Source organism: Streptomyces californicus, from assembly GCF_000717645.1.
Classification (GTDB): domain Bacteria; phylum Actinomycetota; class Actinomycetes; order Streptomycetales; family Streptomycetaceae; genus Streptomyces; species Streptomyces californicus.
Window position 1 is genome coordinate 159,479 of the sequence record NZ_JNZZ01000006.1, and the last position, 15,576, is coordinate 175,054.

The following is a 15,576-nucleotide window of genomic DNA, read 5'->3' on the forward strand; positions in this document are numbered from 1 at the left end:
TGCCCGTGGTGCCGCGCGGAGCCGCCGGCGCGAATACGGTGGCGCGGGGCACGCTCGCCCCGATACGTTTCCCGGGCCGGCCGCGGGACTCCGGCCGCGACTTCCGGGACCTGCCTATGAAGCAATGATTTCGCTGTTCGCGCCTCCATTCCCCGGCCGGCATCCCGTCTCCGCCTCCGTCCCCGTCACCGTCCCTGTTTCCGCGCCTGCGTCTGCGTCTGCGCCCAACGACGGTTATCACGGCGACCGTTCGTCACTGAGGGAAGCCATGAACACACCCGAGGCCGTCGCCGCAGCCGGCCCCCTCGCGCACCCCGCCGCGGGTGTCCCCGACCTCGTCGCCGCCGAGGACGTCCTCCTCTTCGTGAACGCGGCGATCACGGCGACCGGGCAGCGCGAGTTCCACTCGGACGCCGACGCGCAGCGGCTCTCCCTGGACTTCCTGCACACCTCCGTACGGGTCAACTACCGCCGCGTCTACGCCGCTTCACTGGCGCTGGACATCAACCACCACAACGCGGCGCTCATCGTGCGCGCCCTGCTGGAGACCGCGGGCGAGGCGAGCGACGAGGAGCGGCGCACCGAGGGGCGGCTGATCGCCGCCCGGCTGGCTCTGCTGCCGCCGCCCCGCGTCTACCGTCTCTTCGGTGAGCTGCGCCGCGCCAAGGTCAACAACCGGCGCACGCGGGCGATCATGCGTGACTGGCTGGCGGCGCGTCCGGACCTGGGCCATGACGCGGTGAAGTACCGGGCCGGGCTGAAGACCGCAGCCCGGCACATCCATCTGCGCTGCCGCCAGGAGGCCGAACCGCTGCCGGAGACCGGTGAGTTCCTGTTCCGTCCGGGACGGTCGCGCCGGTACGAGCACAGGTTGCTGGACGCGTGGCGGCGCGCCCACTACGAGCAGGGGGCCGTGACCGAGCTGCCGTTCAGCGTGGCGGAGGGGTTCGCCGCCAAGCACGGGATGAAGCGCGAGGTATTCCTGAAGCGGGCGGCGCCCCGGATGACCCGGCTGGAGCGGCTGCGCACCCAGGAGCAGCGCGTGGTGGGCGACCGGCGGCCGGACGTCGATCTGACCGCGATGCCGCTGACCAGGCTCGCGTCGTACGTACTGTCGCTCGGCTTCACGCAGCGCGCCGAGCGCCGGGCCGAGCTGACCGGTGCCCTGCGCGCGGCGGCCCGGCGGGCGGCGGGGGCGCACGCCGGGAGCTGGGGGCGGGTGCACGCGGTCCTGGACGACAGCTTCTCCTCGTCCGGATCGGGGCAGAAGCGCCGCCGTCCGCTCGCCGTGGCCCTGGCCTGCCACCACCTGCTGGAGGCACTGGCCGCGCCGGGCGCGTACCGGGGGCTGTGGACCTCGGGCGCGGGCGACGCCCTGCTCGTACGTCCGTGGGGGCCGACCCCGCTGGGTGCGCGGATCCTGGACGCCCTGGAGCCGGGCCCCGGCGGGGCGGCCCCGGACCGGCTGGTGATCGTCTCGGACGGGTGGGACAACGCTCCGGCGGGTCTGGCGGGCGAGGTGCTGCGGGTCTGGCGGCAGCGGCTGGATCCGGGCCGCCGGACGGCGGCCGTGCACGTCAACCCCGTATACGACGCGGACGGTTTCGATGTGCGGCGGCTGGCGGCGGGGGTGGCGACGGCCGGGATCCGGGACGCGGAGGATCTGCCCGCCCTGGTGGAGATCGCCCGGTTCGCGGAGGGGCGGGCGGGGCCCGAGGAGCTGTACGCGTATCTGGACCGGCGGGTGGCCCGGTTCACCGGAGAGGGAGGCACGGCGTGAACCGGCTGGAGCTGACCGGGCTCACCGTGCGGCCCGCGCAGATGTGGGGCGGCGTCCGGCTCGTCCCGCTGGTGCGCGCGTCGCCGGTGGAGGGGCTGCGGCTGCACCGCGAGGTGTACGAGGGGATGGGTGCGGGGATCGTCGAGCTGGGTCCCCGCGAGCGCTACCTGTCGTACATCCCGCACGGCCTGGTCGCGGAATGGTCGGGCGGGGGCGGGCCGGCGGCGGGCGCGGGCGGGCGGCGCTCCGCCGCGTACGGCACCCAGTTCGGCGGCGGCGAAGCGCCCCGCGCCATGCCGTTGCCCGCGCTGCCCCACCACCGGATGGCCAAGCGGCGGCCGGGCGACCGGCTGCGGTTCCTGCCGCTGCATCTGGCGCTGGAGGGCTACCTCGCGCTGCACTTCGGCGGGCCCTCCACGGCCTGGGAGGAGTGGTCGCGCGCGGCCCTGCGCGACGGGCTCTCGCCGCGCGCGGAGGACGCGTACCTGGGGCTGTCCGTGCGCGGGCTCGGGGACGCGCTGCGGGTCTTCGAGATCCACCCGGACCAGTGCGGGGTGATGGTGTACGTCTCCGACGCGCTCGCCGCCGCCTTCGTCGTCCCGCACCCGGACGACTACCGCCTGCTGCACGCGTCGCTGGTGGAGGACCTCTACGGGGAGCTGGTGCACCAGTACGCCCTGTACGGGGCCCCGGTGCCGGAGTCGCCGGTGCGGATCACGGGCGAGGAGCACATCGGCGGGCTCGGTGATCTGCGGGCGGCGGCGCTGGCGCGGCAGCGGGAGTGGGCACAGGCGCACGACACCCTGTTCGCGCGGGAGTTGCTGGACACCTCGTACACGTTCGACCGGGTGTACCGGATGAAGTCGTTCACCCTGTGGCGGTTCCTGCCGCCGTTCGTCCGGGACGGGGGCGGGCAGCACATCGGGGAGACGATCACCGACCACAAGGGGCGGGTGGCCTACCTCAAGACGTTCCGGCTCTCCGACGCGCAGATCCGCCGGGGCCATCTGCTGCGGACCCTGGCCGGTGCGGACTGGGAGCCGGACCGGGCGGCCGCCGCTCTCGGGGCGAGCCGGGCGGAGCTGATCCGCCGGATACGGGCGGCCGGGTTCGGGGCGCTGCTCAAGGGCGGCGTCTGAGGGCCCGGGGGGGGGCGGGACTGCGCCCGGGGCTCGGGGGATGCGGGTCCGGGGGCCGGGGGCTGCGGGGGCGCGGATGCGTGGGGCTGCGGGGCTGAGGGGGTGCGGTCGTACGGGGCTGGGGGGGCCGGGGTTGAAGGGGTGCGGGGCTCCCGTCGCCCCGAAGCCTCCGCGAAACCCCGGTAACACGGGGTTCACACTCGGGCAACGGACGGGAAATCGCGGCTTGCCAAGCTGCGCCGCAGAGACCGCTGCACCCGCGAAGGATGGCGACCGTGACGTTCAAGGCTGAGTACATCTGGATCGACGGCACCGAGCCGACCGCCAAGCTCCGCTCCAAGACGAAGATCATGGGCGGGACGCCGTCGGGCGACGTGGCCGACCTGCCGGTCTGGGGATTCGACGGCTCCAGCACCAGCCAGGCCGAGGGCCACGCCTCCGACCGGGTGCTCAAGCCCGTCTTCACCTGTCCGGACCCGATCCGCGGCGGCGACGACGTCCTCGTCCTGTGCGAGGTCTTCGACATCGACATGACGCCGCACGCGTCCAACACCCGGGCCGCGCTGCGTCCGGTCGCCGAGCGGTTCGCGGACCAGGCGCCGGTCTTCGGCATCGAGCAGGAGTACACCTTCTTCGACGGCCACCGGCCGCTCGGCTTCCCCGAGGGCGGCTTCCCGGCCGCGCAGGGCGGCTACTACTGCGGGGTCGGGGCGGACGAGATCTTCGGCCGCGACATCGTGGAGAAGCACCTCGACAACTGTCTGGCGGCGGGGCTCGGCATCTCCGGCATCAACGCCGAGGTCATGCCGGGGCAGTGGGAGTTCCAGGTGGGCCCGCTCTCCCCGCTGGAGGTCTCCGACCAGCTGTGGGTGGCCCGTTGGCTGCTCTACCGCACCGCCGAGGACTTCGGCGTCTCCGCGACGCTGGACCCGAAGCCGGTCAAGGGCGACTGGAACGGCGCGGGCGCGCACACCAACTTCTCCACCGGGGCGATGCGCGAGGGCTACGACGCGATCATCACCGCGTGCGAGTCGCTGGGCGACGGCTCCAAGCCGATGGACCACGTGAAGAACTACGGCGCGGGCATCGACGACCGCCTCACCGGCCTGCACGAGACCGCCCCGTGGAACGAGTACAGCTACGGCGTCTCCGACCGCGGCGCCTCGGTCCGCATCCCGTGGCAGGTCGAGCAGGACCGCAAGGGGTACATCGAGGACCGCCGCCCGAACGCCAACGTCGACCCGTACGTGGTCACGCGGCTGATCGTGGACACCTGCTGCACCGCGCTGGAGAAGGCCGGCCAGGTCTGATCCCCGCCGCCGACCGACGTCGAGGGCCCGCCGGTTCGCCGGCGGGCCCCTCGCGCGTCACCGGCGGGCGTACGCGGCGATCGCTCCGCGCCACCGGGCCTCCCGCCGCCGCTGTCGGGCTCGCCCGCCTCCAGCCGCCGCTGCCGCCGCCACTGCCGGGGGCTCTCGCCGGGCCGCTCGCCGCCGGGCGTGAGGAACGTAACGCCAAGGGTCCGTATCGACGGGTGAGAGGAGTCTGATGCGCGGCCGCGATGTCTGCTTCAATGGGAGGCATGGCCAGCCACCAGCACATCGCGTCGGGTCGCAGCGACCTCGAACCGTTCTGGCCTTCCCGTCAGCACCATGACTTCGACCGAGTGTGTTGCCGCGCGTGGAACGCGCAGGCCCACTAAAGCCGCTCACCCCGGCCTTCGGTCCGCGCGTACGACGTAAGTCCGTCCCTGACGACTCCTCGCGCGAAAGAGCTGACCCTCATGGCGAACACTCGTACCTTCTCCGCCGCGTCCGCCGCCACCGCGGCGTCCCCGGCGCCCGCTGCGGCCCGACCCTCCGCCCGCTCCCTCCCCTCCCATCCGAGCCGGCACCGGCTGCGCGCGGTCGACCGCGACGAGGTCGCGGCCCCGGCCGAGGTCGCCGGGTTCCTCCCGCCGGGGGCCACCTGGCTGCCGGCCCCGCCGCACACCCTGCCCGCCCTGCCCGGCCAGCCGCCGATGATCGGCTACCTGGTGCTGGTCCCGGCCGACCAGCAGCCCGCGCCCGCCGGGGCGGCCTCCGCCTCGCAGCACCTGGCGGCGTTCCCGCAGCAGTCCGCGCCCGGCGAGCCCGGCCGCGCCTCCGGCGACGGCGCTGCGGGCGGCCCGGTCCGGATCGACGCCACGCGGCGCACGGCCTCGGTCGACGGCGTCGAACTCGACCTCACGTACCTGGAGTTCGAGCTGCTGGCCCACCTGGTCGCGCACCCCCACCGGGTGCACACCCGCGACCAGCTGGTGACCACGGTGTGGGGGTACGGGCACGTGGGCGACGGGCGGACCGTGGACGTGCACGTCGCGCGGTTGCGCCGCAAGCTGGGCGCGGAGTACCGGCGTTCGATCCAGACGGTACGGCGGGTCGGGTACAAGTACACGCCCTGACCGGCCCGTTGTGCCGCCGGGCCACCGACGCGCTCGCCCGGGCCCGGCGGACCGGTGGCGTACGCGCCCGCACGTCCGGCGGCCCCGGAGCACGGTTCCTCATCGACCGTGCTCCGGGGCCGCCCCCGTGTGCTCGCGGCACAGGCCCTCGGGCCCGTACACCCTCAACCCCGTGGAGATTCAGGCCCGTACGGTGTCGCGGCCGGTCACCGGTCCGGCGGCCTCCTCCCGCTCCAGGCCCGGCAGCCGCGAAAGGCCGCGCGGTGTACGCCAGTTGCGCTCGCCGAGCAGCAGCATCACGGAGGGCAGGAGCACCATCCGTACGAGGGTGGCGTCCAGCAGCACCGCGACGGCCAGGCCCACGCCCATCTGCTGCATGTCCTGCATGGACAGGGTGCCGAACACCGCGAACACCGCCACCATGATGGCCGCCGCCCCGGTGACCGCCCCGGCCGTGCGGCGCAGGCCGGTCTCGATGGCGGACCGGTTGTCCAGCCCGCTGCCGCGCGCTTCGCGGATCCGGGAGACGACGAAGACGTGGTAGTCCATGGACAGGCCGAACAGGACGACCAGGACGAACAGCGGCATCCACGCCTCGATCGCGCCGATCCCCTCCGAGCCGATGAGGGATGCGCCCCAGCCGTGCTGGAAGACGGCGGTCATCACCCCGTAGGACGCGGCCACGGAGAGGAGGTTGAGGACGATGGAGGTGACGGCGATGACGTAGCTGCGGAAGCAGAACAGCATCAGCAGGAAGGTCACCGCCGTGATGAAGACGAAGACCGGGACGATGCCACGCCGGAGCTGGTCGTTGAAGTCGACCGATCCGGCGGTCTCGCCCGTGACGTGGGCCTTTGCCCCGGTGCCGTCGAACGCGGCGGGCAGCCGCTTGTCGCGCAGGTCGGTCAGGTCGGCGGCTCCGCGCGGCAGGGGGAGTTCGAACTCGGCGACGTTCTCGTCGCGGTGGACGGTGACGTCCTCGAACCCGCCGAGCGCCTCGCCGACCTCCGGGGCGGTGATGTCGGGTGCGGTGACCACGACGAGAGCGGGGGCGGGGCCGCCGGGGAAGCTCTCGGTGATACGGCTGTGGGCGATCGAGAGCTGCGCGTCGGAGCCGAACTGCTTCTCCAGGCCCAGGGATTCGGTCTTCATGCCGAGGGCGGGCGCCGCGAGGGCGAGCAGCAGGACGACGGCGGCGACGGCGAAGGTGCGGGGCCTGGCGAGGACCGGACCGAGCACCCGGCCGGTGATCCGCCCGCTCTCCGGACTCCCGTGCTCGGCCCGGCGGTTGAGCAGCGGGATGCGGCCGGCGTCGATGCGGTCGCCGAGCCAGGAGAGCAGGGCGGGCAGGACGGTGACCGAGCCCAGCATGGCGATGAACACGACGATGATCGTGGCGAGGGCGAAGCCCTTGAACAGCAGGAGTCCGGAGAGGAACATGCCGCCCATCGCGACCATCACGGTGAGGCCGGAGACGAGCACCGCCCGCCCGCTGGTGGCCGCCGCGATGCGCAGGGCGGTCTCGGCGTCGCGTCCGGCCGCGCGTTCGTCGCGTTCGCGGCGCAGGTAGAAGAGGCAGTAGTCGACGCCGACGGCGAAGCCCATCAGGAACATCACCGAGTACGTGGTCTGGAACAGGTGCAGTTGGTGGCTGGCGATCGACAGGAGGCCGAAGGCGGCCATGCACGCGGTGAGGGCGAGCCCGACCGGGAGCAGGGCGGCGACGATCGCGCCGAAGGCGACGAGGAGGATGCCGAGGGCCAGGGGGACGGCGGTGAACTCGGCCTTCCTGAAGTCCTCGGCCAGCAGGTCGCCGAGCCACTTGCCCGCGCTGGCCTCGCCGAACTGGTGGATCTCGACGTCCGGGTGGTCCGCGCCCACGGCGGCGACCGCGTCCAGGACGGGCTGGATCCGCTCGGAGGAGGTGGCGGCGTCGCCCTTCATCTCGAAGGCGATCAGCGCGTCCTCACCGTTCTCGGAGGGGACGGGCGGGGCGATGTTCCGCGTTTCGCCGGTCTTCCGTACGGCGGTGGCGAGGGCTTCGGCGGCCGGCTTCCAGTCGCCCGCTGCGGGGGCGGAGACCATGACGAGTTCGCCGGCGGGCTTGTCGAGTCCGGCGTCGAGGAGGATCTGCTCGGCGCGGGCGGATTCCCCGGCTCCGTTCTCCGCGTCGGTCATCTCAACCATGCCGGTGGCCCCGCCGATGCCCGTGGCCAGCACGACGAAGAGCAGCCAGCCCAGGATCGCGGTCTTGCGGTGGTGTGTGCTCCACACGCCGATGCGTGCGGCGAGGTTGCGCCTCATGTGGTCTCTCCCCCGGAGGTGAGCGTCAGGTGAGCGGATCGGGACGCTTCGAACCTAGGAACCGGGGGCGGTCCGCCCCAGCCGTCGAACCCCCCGGTCACGGCGGTGCAGGGGGTGGGCCGGGGGGTGGTGCCAGGTACACCCCCTTCGGGTGGCGGACCGGCTGACGCGGCGGGGCCGGACGGGGCGAGACTGGCCTCCGGATCGGGGATCGGCCCGGCTCCGGTGAGGGGAGAGGGATCGCGATGAAGGTGTTCTCGGGGCGGCTGCGGTCGTCGTCGACGGCGGCGGGGCGGGGGCTGTTCCTGTCCGTGGTGGGGCTCGCGGTGTCCACCGCCCTGTTCGTGCTCGCGGTGGTCTCGATCTCGTTCATCCTGCTGGGCATCGGGGTGTTCACCACCCCGGTGGTGCTGGAGGCGGTCCGCAAGCACGCCAACCAGCGGAGACTGTGGGCGGCGACCTGGTCGTCCGTGCGGATCCCGGTTCCGTACCGGCCGTTCCCGAAAGAACTGCGGCCGGGGGTCACCGGTCAGGTGGAGCGGACCACGCTGATGCTGAAGGATCCGGCGACCTGGCGGGATCTGCTGTGGCTGCTGGTGGACATGACGGCGGGATCGGTGCTGGCGGTGGTGGCCGCCGGGCTGATGCTCTATCCGGTGGAATCGGTGGTGCTGGCGGCGGGGCTGTGGCGGGTCTTCCAGGACGAGCCGTACTGGTACATGTTCGTTCCGGTGGACAGCCAGTTGACCGGGCTGGCGGCCCTGGCGCTGGGCATCGTGCTCTTCCACGTCGGGCTTCGGGCGACCGGGGCGGTGCTGCGGGCCCACTTCCTGCTCGCCCGCACCGTGCTGGCCCCCGCCCGGGACGAGGAGCTGGCCCGGCGCGTCGAGCGGCTGACGGAGACCCGGCACGAGGCCGTGGACACGGCGGCCTCCGAACTGCGGCGCATCGAGCGGGACCTGCACGACGGGGCGCAGGCGCGGCTGGTCGCGATGGGGATGAACCTGGGGACGATCGAGGCGTTGGTCGAGAAGGACCCGGCGCAGGCGAAGAAGATGCTGGCCATGGCCCGGGAGTCGTCGGCGGAGGCGCTGACCGAACTGCGCGATCTGGTGCGGGGCATCCATCCGCCGGTCCTCGCCGAGCGCGGTCTGGGCGACGCGGTGCGGGCGCTGGCGCTGCGGCTGCCCGTCGCCACCGAGGTCACGGTGGAGCTGGCGGGGCGGGCGGAGGCACCGGTGGAGTCGGCGGCGTACTTCGCGGTCAGCGAGGCCCTGACGAACGCGGTGAAGCACGCACAGGCGGAGCGGGTCTACGTGGACCTGCACCACACGGAGGGGATGCTGCGGATCTCCGTGACGGACGACGGGAAGGGCGGCGCGGTCGCCGGACCGGGTTCGGGCCTGAGCGGGATCGAACGGCGACTCGGTACATTCGACGGCGTCCTGGCCGTCAGCAGCCCCGCCGGCGGTCCCACCATGGTGACCATGGAGATCCCTTGCGCGTTGTCCTAGCCGAAGACCTCTTCCTGCTGCGCGACGGCCTGGTGCGCATGCTGGAGGCGTACGGTTTCGAGGTGGTCGCCGCCGTGGAGACCGGGCCCGAACTGACGAGGGCGCTCGCCGAGTTGGAGCCGGACGTCGCCGTCGTCGACGTCCGGCTCCCGCCGTCGCACACGGACGAGGGCCTCCAGTGCGCCCTGGCCGCCCGCCGGGCCCGGCCGGGGCTGCCGGTGCTGGTGCTCTCCCAGCACGTGGAGCAGTTGTACGCACGGGAGTTGCTGGCGGACGGCGACGGCGGTGTGGGCTATCTGCTGAAGGACCGGGTCTTCGACGCGGAGCAGTTCGTCGACGCCGTGCGCCGGGTGGCGGCGGGCGGCACGGCGATGGATCCGCAGGTCATCTCCCAGCTCCTGTCGCGCCGTTCACGGGACGAGCCGATGGGCGGGCTCACCCCGCGCGAGCGGGACGTGATGGAGCTGGTGGCGCAGGGGCGCTCGAACGCCGCCATCGCCGCGCAGTTGGTGATCACGGAGCGGGCGGTGGCCAAGCACACGTCGAACATCTTCGGGAAGCTGGACCTGCCGCCGTCCGACGACGACAACCGGCGGGTACTGGCGGTGCTGGCGTACCTGGACCGGGGCTGACCCGCCCGCAGCACGGGGCCGGGGCCCTCCGGCCTCGCCACGGGGCCGGGGCTTCCCCCTCCGCCGCACGGGGCCGGGGCCTCCCCCGTACACGGCCGGGGCCTCCGGCTCCGCCACGAGGCCGGGAGCCTCCGCCGTACGGGTCCGGGGTCTGGCCCTCCCGCTCCGCCGGCTCGCGCGTCCCCTCAGCCCGTGAACCACCCCGCCGCGTCCAGCCGGAACGCACCGCCCGGGTCCATCGTGCGCAGGTCCTCCTCCAGGGCGGCCAGCCGGTCCGCGCCGAGCGTCCGGGCCCACTCCGCCCGGAGCCGGTCGAAGCCCTCGGCCGAGCGGATCAGCAGGTCGACGCCGTGCGGGGTGAGGCGGATCAGGGTGCGCCGGCCGTCGGCGGGGTCCGGGGCACGCTCGACGTAGCCGAGCCCTTCCAGCTTCTCGACCGTCTTCCCCGCCGCCTGCTTGGAGACGCCGAGCCGTCGCCCGATCTCCCCGATGGCCGCGCCGTCACGCCCCACGGCCTGGAGGGCGAAGCCGTACGCGGGGCGGGTCTCGGGGTGCCCGTGCTCGGCCAGATCCCGGTGCAGGGCGTCGATGATCGAACGGAACCCCGCGAAGAGCAGCAGGGGCAGCTCGAAGCCGTTGCGCACATCGACAACCTGGTTTACCTTTTTTTCGTCAACCATGTTGTCGACTCTAACCGCCCCGAACAGGGAGGCCCCGTCATGCCCTTTCCCGATCTCACCCCCGAGACCGCCCCGCCCGGCTCGCGTCGCGCCATGGAGGCGGTCACGGAGCGGCTGGGCTACCGGCCCGCGGCCATCGCCCGCCTCGCCGCCTCACCCCACGCCCTGGACGGCTTCCTGAAGATCAGCGCGATCTTCGAGTCCTGCTCGCTGGACCCGCTCTCCCGCGAGGTCCTGATCATGACGGTGGCAACGCGCAACGACTGCCACGTCTGCGTCGCGATGCACACCGCCAAGCTGACCTCACTGGACGCCGACCCGGCGCTGATCGCCGCCCTGCGCTCCCCCGGCAGCCCCGCGCTCCCCGACGAACGCCTGGACGCCGTGCGGCGGTTCACGCTGGAGGTGATCGCCTCGGCGGGGGCGGTGGACGACGCGGCCCTGCGGGACTTCCTCGCATACGGCTACAGCGAGCGGAACGCCCTCGACGTGGTGCTCGGCATCGGGGCGTACACCCTGTCGACCCTGGCCAACCGGCTCACGGGAGCCCCGGTGGACGCCCAACTCGCCGCCCACGCCTGAGACCTGGAGAGTCAGGGGTGGGCCACCGCGAGGCTCACGACGTACGCCTCCTCCACCTCGCCGCCCGGGAACAGGGCGGTCAGCAGCGCCCGTTCACGGTCGAAGAAGTCCTGGACCGCCGCCGGATCGCCGATCAGGAAGTCGGAGTGCGTGGCCATGTTGGCGATGTGGGCGTCGACCGGCACGCGTCGGCTCCACGCCACCTGCCGGGTACGGAAGTCGAGCCCGTCGGGCATATCGGCCCGGAAGCGGGCCCCGCGGTTCGGGACGACCGGGATGTCCACCCCGAAGAAGACCCGCATCCGGTTCTCCTGGTCGACGAGCCAGTCCACGGCGGGGTCGCCGTCGTTCCACCACAGGGCCAGCGCCCCGCCCGGCCGCAGCACCCGGCGGGCCTCGGGGATCGAGCGAACGGAGTCGGTCCAGTGCCACGCCTGGGCGTACGTGATCAGGTCCATCGACCCGGTCCGCAGCGGCAGGCTGTTGCCGTCGCCCCGGACCAGGGGCACGTCCGGCAGGCTCCGGGCGAACTGCTCGGCCATCCCGTCACCCGGCTCCACCGCCGTGACCCGGGCCCCGCGCTCGTACAGCCGCGCCGTGCCGAGCCCCGTACCGGCCCCGACGTCCGCGACCCGGGCTCCGGCGAGCGGGACTCCGGACAGTTCCTCGACGGCGTCGAACAGAGCGGGCGGATAGGAGGGCCGGTGGGCGTCGTAGGCGGCGGCGATGGCGTCGAAGGAACGGGCCTGCACAGGTTTCGTCATACAAGCGATCATCGCGCAGCGCCCCCGCAGCCGCCGGGAAAATTCGCGCACGCCCCTGGTCCACCCGCATACCCGTCAGTACATTGACACCATGTCTAACACGCAGCCAGCGGCGGTCGCGTCGGAGCGTACGCACCTCAAGGCCCGCAAGGTGTCCTTCGCCTGGGAGAAGACCCCCCTGCACTGGGTGCCGGGCGATCCGTTCACCACGCACACCATCAACGTGCTCCACCTGCTGCTCCCGGCCGGGGAGCGCTGGTTCATCCACGTGTACCGGCAGATACTCCCGTACATCCACGACGACCGGCTCCGCGAGGACGTCATCGGGTTCATCGGGCAGGAGGCCGTGCACTCGCAGGCGCACGACGATGTGCTGCCGCGCCTGCGGGAGTTGGGGATCGACCCGACCCCGTACACCGCGCAGGTCGACTGGCTCTTCGAGAAGCTGCTCGGGGACCGGACCCTGCCGCCGGGGCGGGCCTCCACGTGGTGGCTGATGGAGCGGGTGGCGATGATCGCGGCGATCGAGCACTACACCGCGTTCCTCGGCGACTGGATCCTCAACGCCGACGCGCTGGACCGCCGGGGCGCGGACCCGACCATGCTGGACCTGCTGCGCTGGCACGGGGCCGAGGAGGTCGAGCACCGGTCGGTGGCCTTCGACGTCTTCATGCACGTGGACGGGGGCTACCGGCGGCGGGTGCGCACCTGGGGGACGGCGTTCTCGGCGCTGGTGTTCCTGTGGCAGCGGGGCGTCCGCTTCTTCATGGAGAACGACCCAACGCTGCTGGACGGCAAGGCGTCGTTCAAGGCGTTCCACACCAGCGGGAAGCAGGGCACGCTGCCGAGCACGGGCGCGATCCTGCGGTCCGTGCCCACCTATCTCAGCCGGTCCTACCACCCCTCGCAGGAAGGCAGCACGGCGCAGGCCGTGGAGTATCTGACCCGCTCCCCCGCCGCGCTCGCCGCCGAGGCGGAGACCGGGGCCGTGGCCCCGGCCGCGACCGCGACCACGAAGGGGGCCTGAACCGTGGCACTTCCCCGTCTCGGGACCGTCGTGCTGGTCTCCGGCGCCGCCCTGCTCACCCGGCGGGCGTTGAAGCGCCGGATCGCCCGGTCCCCGCTGTGGCCGCTGCCCGCCCTGCCCGAGCCGATCTCGGGCCACTCCGAGCGGCGCGCGACGGCGGTCCGCCGGCTGCTGGTCACCGGGCGGACCGTGATCGCCGACGGCGTCGTCCAGCTCCGGCTGGAGGGCTTCGGTCTGCCGGCCTGGTCGCCGGGGGCCCATCTGGACCTGGTGCTGCCGTCCGGCCTGGTGCGCCAGTACTCGCTGTGCGGCGACCCGGAGGACGCCGGGGCGTACACGGTGGCGACCCGGCTCGTGGCGGACGGCCGGGGCGGTTCGCGGGAGGTGCACGAGCAGCTCCAGGAGGGCCAGGAGGTCGAAGTGCGCGGGCCGCGCAACCGCTTCCCGCTGGCCGAGGCCCCCGCGCACCTCTTCGTCGTCGGCGGCATCGGCATCACCCCCGTCCTGCCGATGCTGCGGTCGCTGGCCGCTTCGGGGGCCGACTGGCGGCTGCTGTACGGGGGACGGTCGCGGGCCTCCATGCCGTTCCTGGAGGAGATCGAGAAGCTCGGCGCGGACGGGGACCGAGTCACGGTCGTCGCCCAGGACGAGGCCGGACACCCGGACATCGCGGGGGCGTTCACCGGTCTCGCCCCGGGGACCGCGGTCTACTGCTGCGGGCCCGAGCCCCTGATGGACGCCGTCGCCGCCGTGCTCCCCGAGGGCTGCGCGCTGCACCTGGAGCGGTTCTCGGCCGCGAGCGGGGACGCGGCGGGCGCCGGTTCCGGGCCGTTCGAGGTGGAGTTGCGGCGCACCGGGCGCACGGTGCCGGTGGCCGCCGGGCAGTCGGTGCTGGACGCGGTCCGCACCGCCGTGCCCCATGTCTCGTACTCCTGCGAACAGGGCTTCTGCGGAACCTGCCAACAGCGCGTCCTGGAGGGCGAGATCGACCACCGGGACGATCTGCTGACCGAGGGCGAGCGGGACGACTCGATGCTGATCTGCGTCTCGCGCTGCCGGGGCGAGCGCCTGGTGCTGGACCTGTAGGGCGTGGCGCGCCGACCGGGCCGGGGCTCGCGCGCCCCGGCCCGCCCTGCGGGGCGGCCCGCGGGCCCGGTGGGGCATATGCGGCCGCCCCGGATAGGCTGTCGGACATGACGACCGGGGTGCGGCGCAGGATGGGCGTCGGCGAGCGCAGGCAGCAACTGATCGGCGTCGCGCTGGACTTGTTCAGCCGCCGCTCACCCGAGGACGTGTCGATCGACGAGATCGCCGCCGCCGCGGGGATCTCCCGTCCGCTGGTGTACCACTACTTCCCCGGCAAACAGAGCCTGTACGAGGCGGCGTTGCGGCGGGCCGCCGACGAGTTGGCGGCCCGTTTCCAGGAGCCGCCCGAAGGGCCGCTGGGCGCACGGCTGTTGCGGGTGATGGGGCGGTTCTTCGACTTCGTCGAGGAGCACGGGCCCGGTTTCTCGGCGCTGATGCGCGGCGGCCCGGCGGTCGGCTCGTCGACGGCGACCGCCATGATCGACGGGGTGCGCCAGGCGGCGTACGAGCAGATCATCACGCACCTCGGAGTGAGCGAACCGCCGGCCCGGCTGGAGCTGGTGGTCCGTTCCTGGGTCTCCCTCGCCGAGTCGACGGCGCTGATCTGGCTGGACGGGCGGCGGATTCCGCGCGCCGAGCTGGAGGTGCAGCTGGTGCACGACTTCGCGGCGCTCGCCGCCGTCAGCGCCGCGTACGACCAGGAGATGGCGGGCATCGTGCTGCGGGTGCTGTCGCAGGAGCCGGCGGACGGGCCGTTCGGGGAGCTGCTGGCGCGGCTCTCGGCGTTCGCCCCGGACGTGCCCGCCGTACCGGCGCAGCGGCTGCCGAAGCCGTAAGGCCTGCCGCCCTCCGGGTCAGGCGGGCAAACCGTTGCGGTGGGAGACGCGGCGGGCGGCGGCCAGCAGGGCGTGGATCTGCGGGCCCGCCTGGTCGATCTCGGTGACGGGGCGGGGGAAAGGCAGCCGGACGTCCTCGTGGACGTGCGGGTATTCGAGCCGCAGGGTGACGCCGTAGCGGTCCATCGCCAGGGGCACGGCCCGCGTCATCCCGCGTTCGGGGCGGGGGTGGACGAGGCGCAGGAGCAGCGGGACGAGTTCGGCGTGGTCGTCGACGAGGTGGGTGAGCATGCCCGCCTCGGCCGCGGCGATCGGGTCGGTCTCGACCTCCTCCAGCTCCTCCAGGGTGACGAAGGTGCGCCCCTCCGCGTCCTCCAGGACGGCCTGCCCGAACTCCATGCAGGTGCTCTGCTCGGTACCGGTGCTGTACGGGGCGGCGAGGAGTCCGGTGACCGTGACGCGGGCGCGCAGCCGGTCGCGTACGGGGGTGGGGGCGATGTCCGTGAACTCCAGGCGGGCCGGGACGCGTTCGGCGCTCGGCGCGTGGCCGCCGTCGTCCGGGGCGTGCAGGTGGATGTGGCCCATCGCGGTCGCGCCGTCCAGGCGGCGCACTTCGGTGTGCAGGCCGTCGCTGATCACCGTCATGGAGTGGGCGACGGTCAGGATCGACCGGACGCGTTCGGCGCGGGTCGGCTGCGTGGCGCGGGGGCGGGTAAGACGCATCCGAGGTCTCCAGGGAGGGTCGGCGACACCTGAGCGGTTACTTAGGTATGCCTAACCTTACTCACA

General features: G+C 73.2%; 14 protein-coding genes. 10 read left to right on the top strand and 4 right to left on the bottom strand.

Annotated elements, in window-relative coordinates:
* Positions 1 to 268: 268 nt before the first annotated feature.
* The 4 genes from IF19_RS0110075 (at position 269) to IF19_RS0110090 (ending at position 5,362) form a co-directional block, all read left to right on the top strand.
* Entirely contained in the window at positions 269 to 1,780 is a 1,512-nt protein-coding gene (locus IF19_RS0110075) for a hypothetical protein (protein WP_030118009.1), read from the top strand.
* Positions 1,777 to 2,919 carry an ARPP-2 domain-containing protein gene (locus tag IF19_RS0110080; protein WP_030277329.1) on the top strand — a complete coding sequence of 381 codons (1,143 nt, stop codon included), beginning with the start codon at positions 1,777 to 1,779 and terminating at the stop codon, positions 2,917 to 2,919. The genes IF19_RS0110075 and IF19_RS0110080 overlap by 4 nt, the downstream gene beginning before the upstream one ends.
* Positions 2,920 to 3,194: 275 nt before the next feature.
* Entirely contained in the window at positions 3,195 to 4,229 is a 1,035-nt protein-coding gene (glnII, locus tag IF19_RS0110085) for a glutamine synthetase (RefSeq protein ID WP_030118007.1), read from the top strand.
* 473 nt (positions 4,230 to 4,702) lie between these two features.
* Positions 4,703 to 5,362, top strand: a complete 660-nt coding sequence (locus IF19_RS0110090) for a winged helix-turn-helix domain-containing protein (protein ID WP_030118006.1) — start codon at positions 4,703 to 4,705, stop codon at positions 5,360 to 5,362.
* A gap of 180 nt (positions 5,363 to 5,542) precedes the next feature.
* On the opposite strand, the gene IF19_RS0110095 is transcribed toward IF19_RS0110090, so the two are convergent.
* On the bottom strand, positions 5,543 to 7,666 hold the full coding sequence (locus IF19_RS0110095) for an MMPL family transporter (RefSeq protein ID WP_030276415.1): 2,124 nt from the start codon (positions 7,664 to 7,666) through the stop codon (positions 5,543 to 5,545).
* A 245-nt stretch (positions 7,667 to 7,911) separates the two neighbouring features.
* Here IF19_RS0110095 and IF19_RS0110100 point away from each other — a divergent pair, with 245 nt between their 5' ends.
* Positions 7,912 to 9,180, top strand: coding sequence for a sensor histidine kinase (locus tag IF19_RS0110100; RefSeq protein ID WP_030276417.1), 1,269 nt, complete (start codon positions 7,912 to 7,914; stop codon positions 9,178 to 9,180).
* Positions 9,165 to 9,812, top strand: coding sequence for a LuxR C-terminal-related transcriptional regulator (locus IF19_RS0110105; RefSeq protein WP_030118002.1), 648 nt, complete (start codon positions 9,165 to 9,167; stop codon positions 9,810 to 9,812). Before IF19_RS0110100 ends, IF19_RS0110105 begins: the two co-directional genes overlap by 16 nt.
* Before the next feature lie 185 nt (positions 9,813 to 9,997).
* Here IF19_RS0110105 and IF19_RS0110110 read toward each other — a convergent pair whose 3' ends face one another.
* Entirely contained in the window at positions 9,998 to 10,492 is a 495-nt protein-coding gene (locus tag IF19_RS0110110) for a MarR family winged helix-turn-helix transcriptional regulator (protein ID WP_030118001.1), read from the bottom strand.
* A 39-nt stretch (positions 10,493 to 10,531) separates the two neighbouring features.
* Here IF19_RS0110110 and IF19_RS0110115 point away from each other — a divergent pair, with 39 nt between their 5' ends.
* The gene (locus tag IF19_RS0110115) at positions 10,532 to 11,074 is read left to right on the top strand and encodes a carboxymuconolactone decarboxylase family protein (protein ID WP_030118000.1); all 543 of its coding nucleotides are present in this window, start codon (positions 10,532 to 10,534) and stop codon (positions 11,072 to 11,074) included.
* An 11-nt stretch (positions 11,075 to 11,085) separates the two neighbouring features.
* On the opposite strand, the gene IF19_RS0110120 is transcribed toward IF19_RS0110115, so the two are convergent.
* The gene (locus tag IF19_RS0110120; RefSeq protein ID WP_030117999.1) at positions 11,086 to 11,838 is read right to left on the bottom strand and encodes a class I SAM-dependent methyltransferase; all 753 of its coding nucleotides are present in this window, start codon (positions 11,836 to 11,838) and stop codon (positions 11,086 to 11,088) included.
* A 91-nt stretch (positions 11,839 to 11,929) separates the two neighbouring features.
* Between IF19_RS0110120 and IF19_RS0110125 the strand changes: the two genes are divergently transcribed.
* The 3 genes from IF19_RS0110125 (at position 11,930) to IF19_RS0110135 (ending at position 14,787) form a co-directional block, all read left to right on the top strand.
* Positions 11,930 to 12,865: a metal-dependent hydrolase gene (locus IF19_RS0110125; RefSeq protein ID WP_050493832.1), complete on the top strand. Its 936-nt coding sequence runs from the start codon at positions 11,930 to 11,932 to the stop codon at positions 12,863 to 12,865.
* A 3-nt stretch (positions 12,866 to 12,868) separates the two neighbouring features.
* On the top strand, positions 12,869 to 13,951 hold the full coding sequence (locus tag IF19_RS0110130) for a PDR/VanB family oxidoreductase (RefSeq protein ID WP_030117997.1): 1,083 nt from the start codon (positions 12,869 to 12,871) through the stop codon (positions 13,949 to 13,951).
* 107 nt (positions 13,952 to 14,058) lie between these two features.
* On the top strand, positions 14,059 to 14,787 hold the full coding sequence (locus IF19_RS0110135) for a TetR/AcrR family transcriptional regulator (RefSeq protein ID WP_030191501.1): 729 nt from the start codon (positions 14,059 to 14,061) through the stop codon (positions 14,785 to 14,787).
* Between the two features lie 18 nt (positions 14,788 to 14,805).
* Here IF19_RS0110135 and IF19_RS0110140 read toward each other — a convergent pair whose 3' ends face one another.
* Positions 14,806 to 15,510, bottom strand: a complete 705-nt coding sequence (locus tag IF19_RS0110140; protein WP_030117994.1) for a DUF2470 domain-containing protein — start codon at positions 15,508 to 15,510, stop codon at positions 14,806 to 14,808.
* Between the last annotated feature and the right edge of the window lie 66 nt (positions 15,511 to 15,576).

What these genes read in the sequence shown, in the direction of transcription:
- IF19_RS0110075 (WP_030118009.1), top strand. Translation starts at nt 269, where the DNA reads ATGAACACACCCGAGGCCGTCGCCGCAGCCGGCCCCCTCGCGCACCCC.
- IF19_RS0110090 (WP_030118006.1), top strand. Translation starts at nt 4,703, where the DNA reads ATGGCGAACACTCGTACCTTCTCCGCCGCGTCCGCCGCCACCGCGGCG.
- IF19_RS0110095 (WP_030276415.1), bottom strand. Translation starts at nt 7,666, where the DNA reads ATGAGGCGCAACCTCGCCGCACGCATCGGCGTGTGGAGCACACACCAC.
- IF19_RS0110100 (WP_030276417.1), top strand. Translation starts at nt 7,912, where the DNA reads ATGAAGGTGTTCTCGGGGCGGCTGCGGTCGTCGTCGACGGCGGCGGGG.
- IF19_RS0110110 (WP_030118001.1), bottom strand. Translation starts at nt 10,492, where the DNA reads ATGGTTGACGAAAAAAAGGTAAACCAGGTTGTCGATGTGCGCAACGGC.
- IF19_RS0110115 (WP_030118000.1), top strand. Translation starts at nt 10,532, where the DNA reads ATGCCCTTTCCCGATCTCACCCCCGAGACCGCCCCGCCCGGCTCGCGT.
- IF19_RS0110120 (WP_030117999.1), bottom strand. Translation starts at nt 11,838, where the DNA reads ATGACGAAACCTGTGCAGGCCCGTTCCTTCGACGCCATCGCCGCCGCC.
- IF19_RS0110125 (WP_050493832.1), top strand. Translation starts at nt 11,930, where the DNA reads ATGTCTAACACGCAGCCAGCGGCGGTCGCGTCGGAGCGTACGCACCTC.
- IF19_RS0110135 (WP_030191501.1), top strand. Translation starts at nt 14,059, where the DNA reads ATGACGACCGGGGTGCGGCGCAGGATGGGCGTCGGCGAGCGCAGGCAG.
- IF19_RS0110140 (WP_030117994.1), bottom strand. Translation starts at nt 15,510, where the DNA reads ATGCGTCTTACCCGCCCCCGCGCCACGCAGCCGACCCGCGCCGAACGC.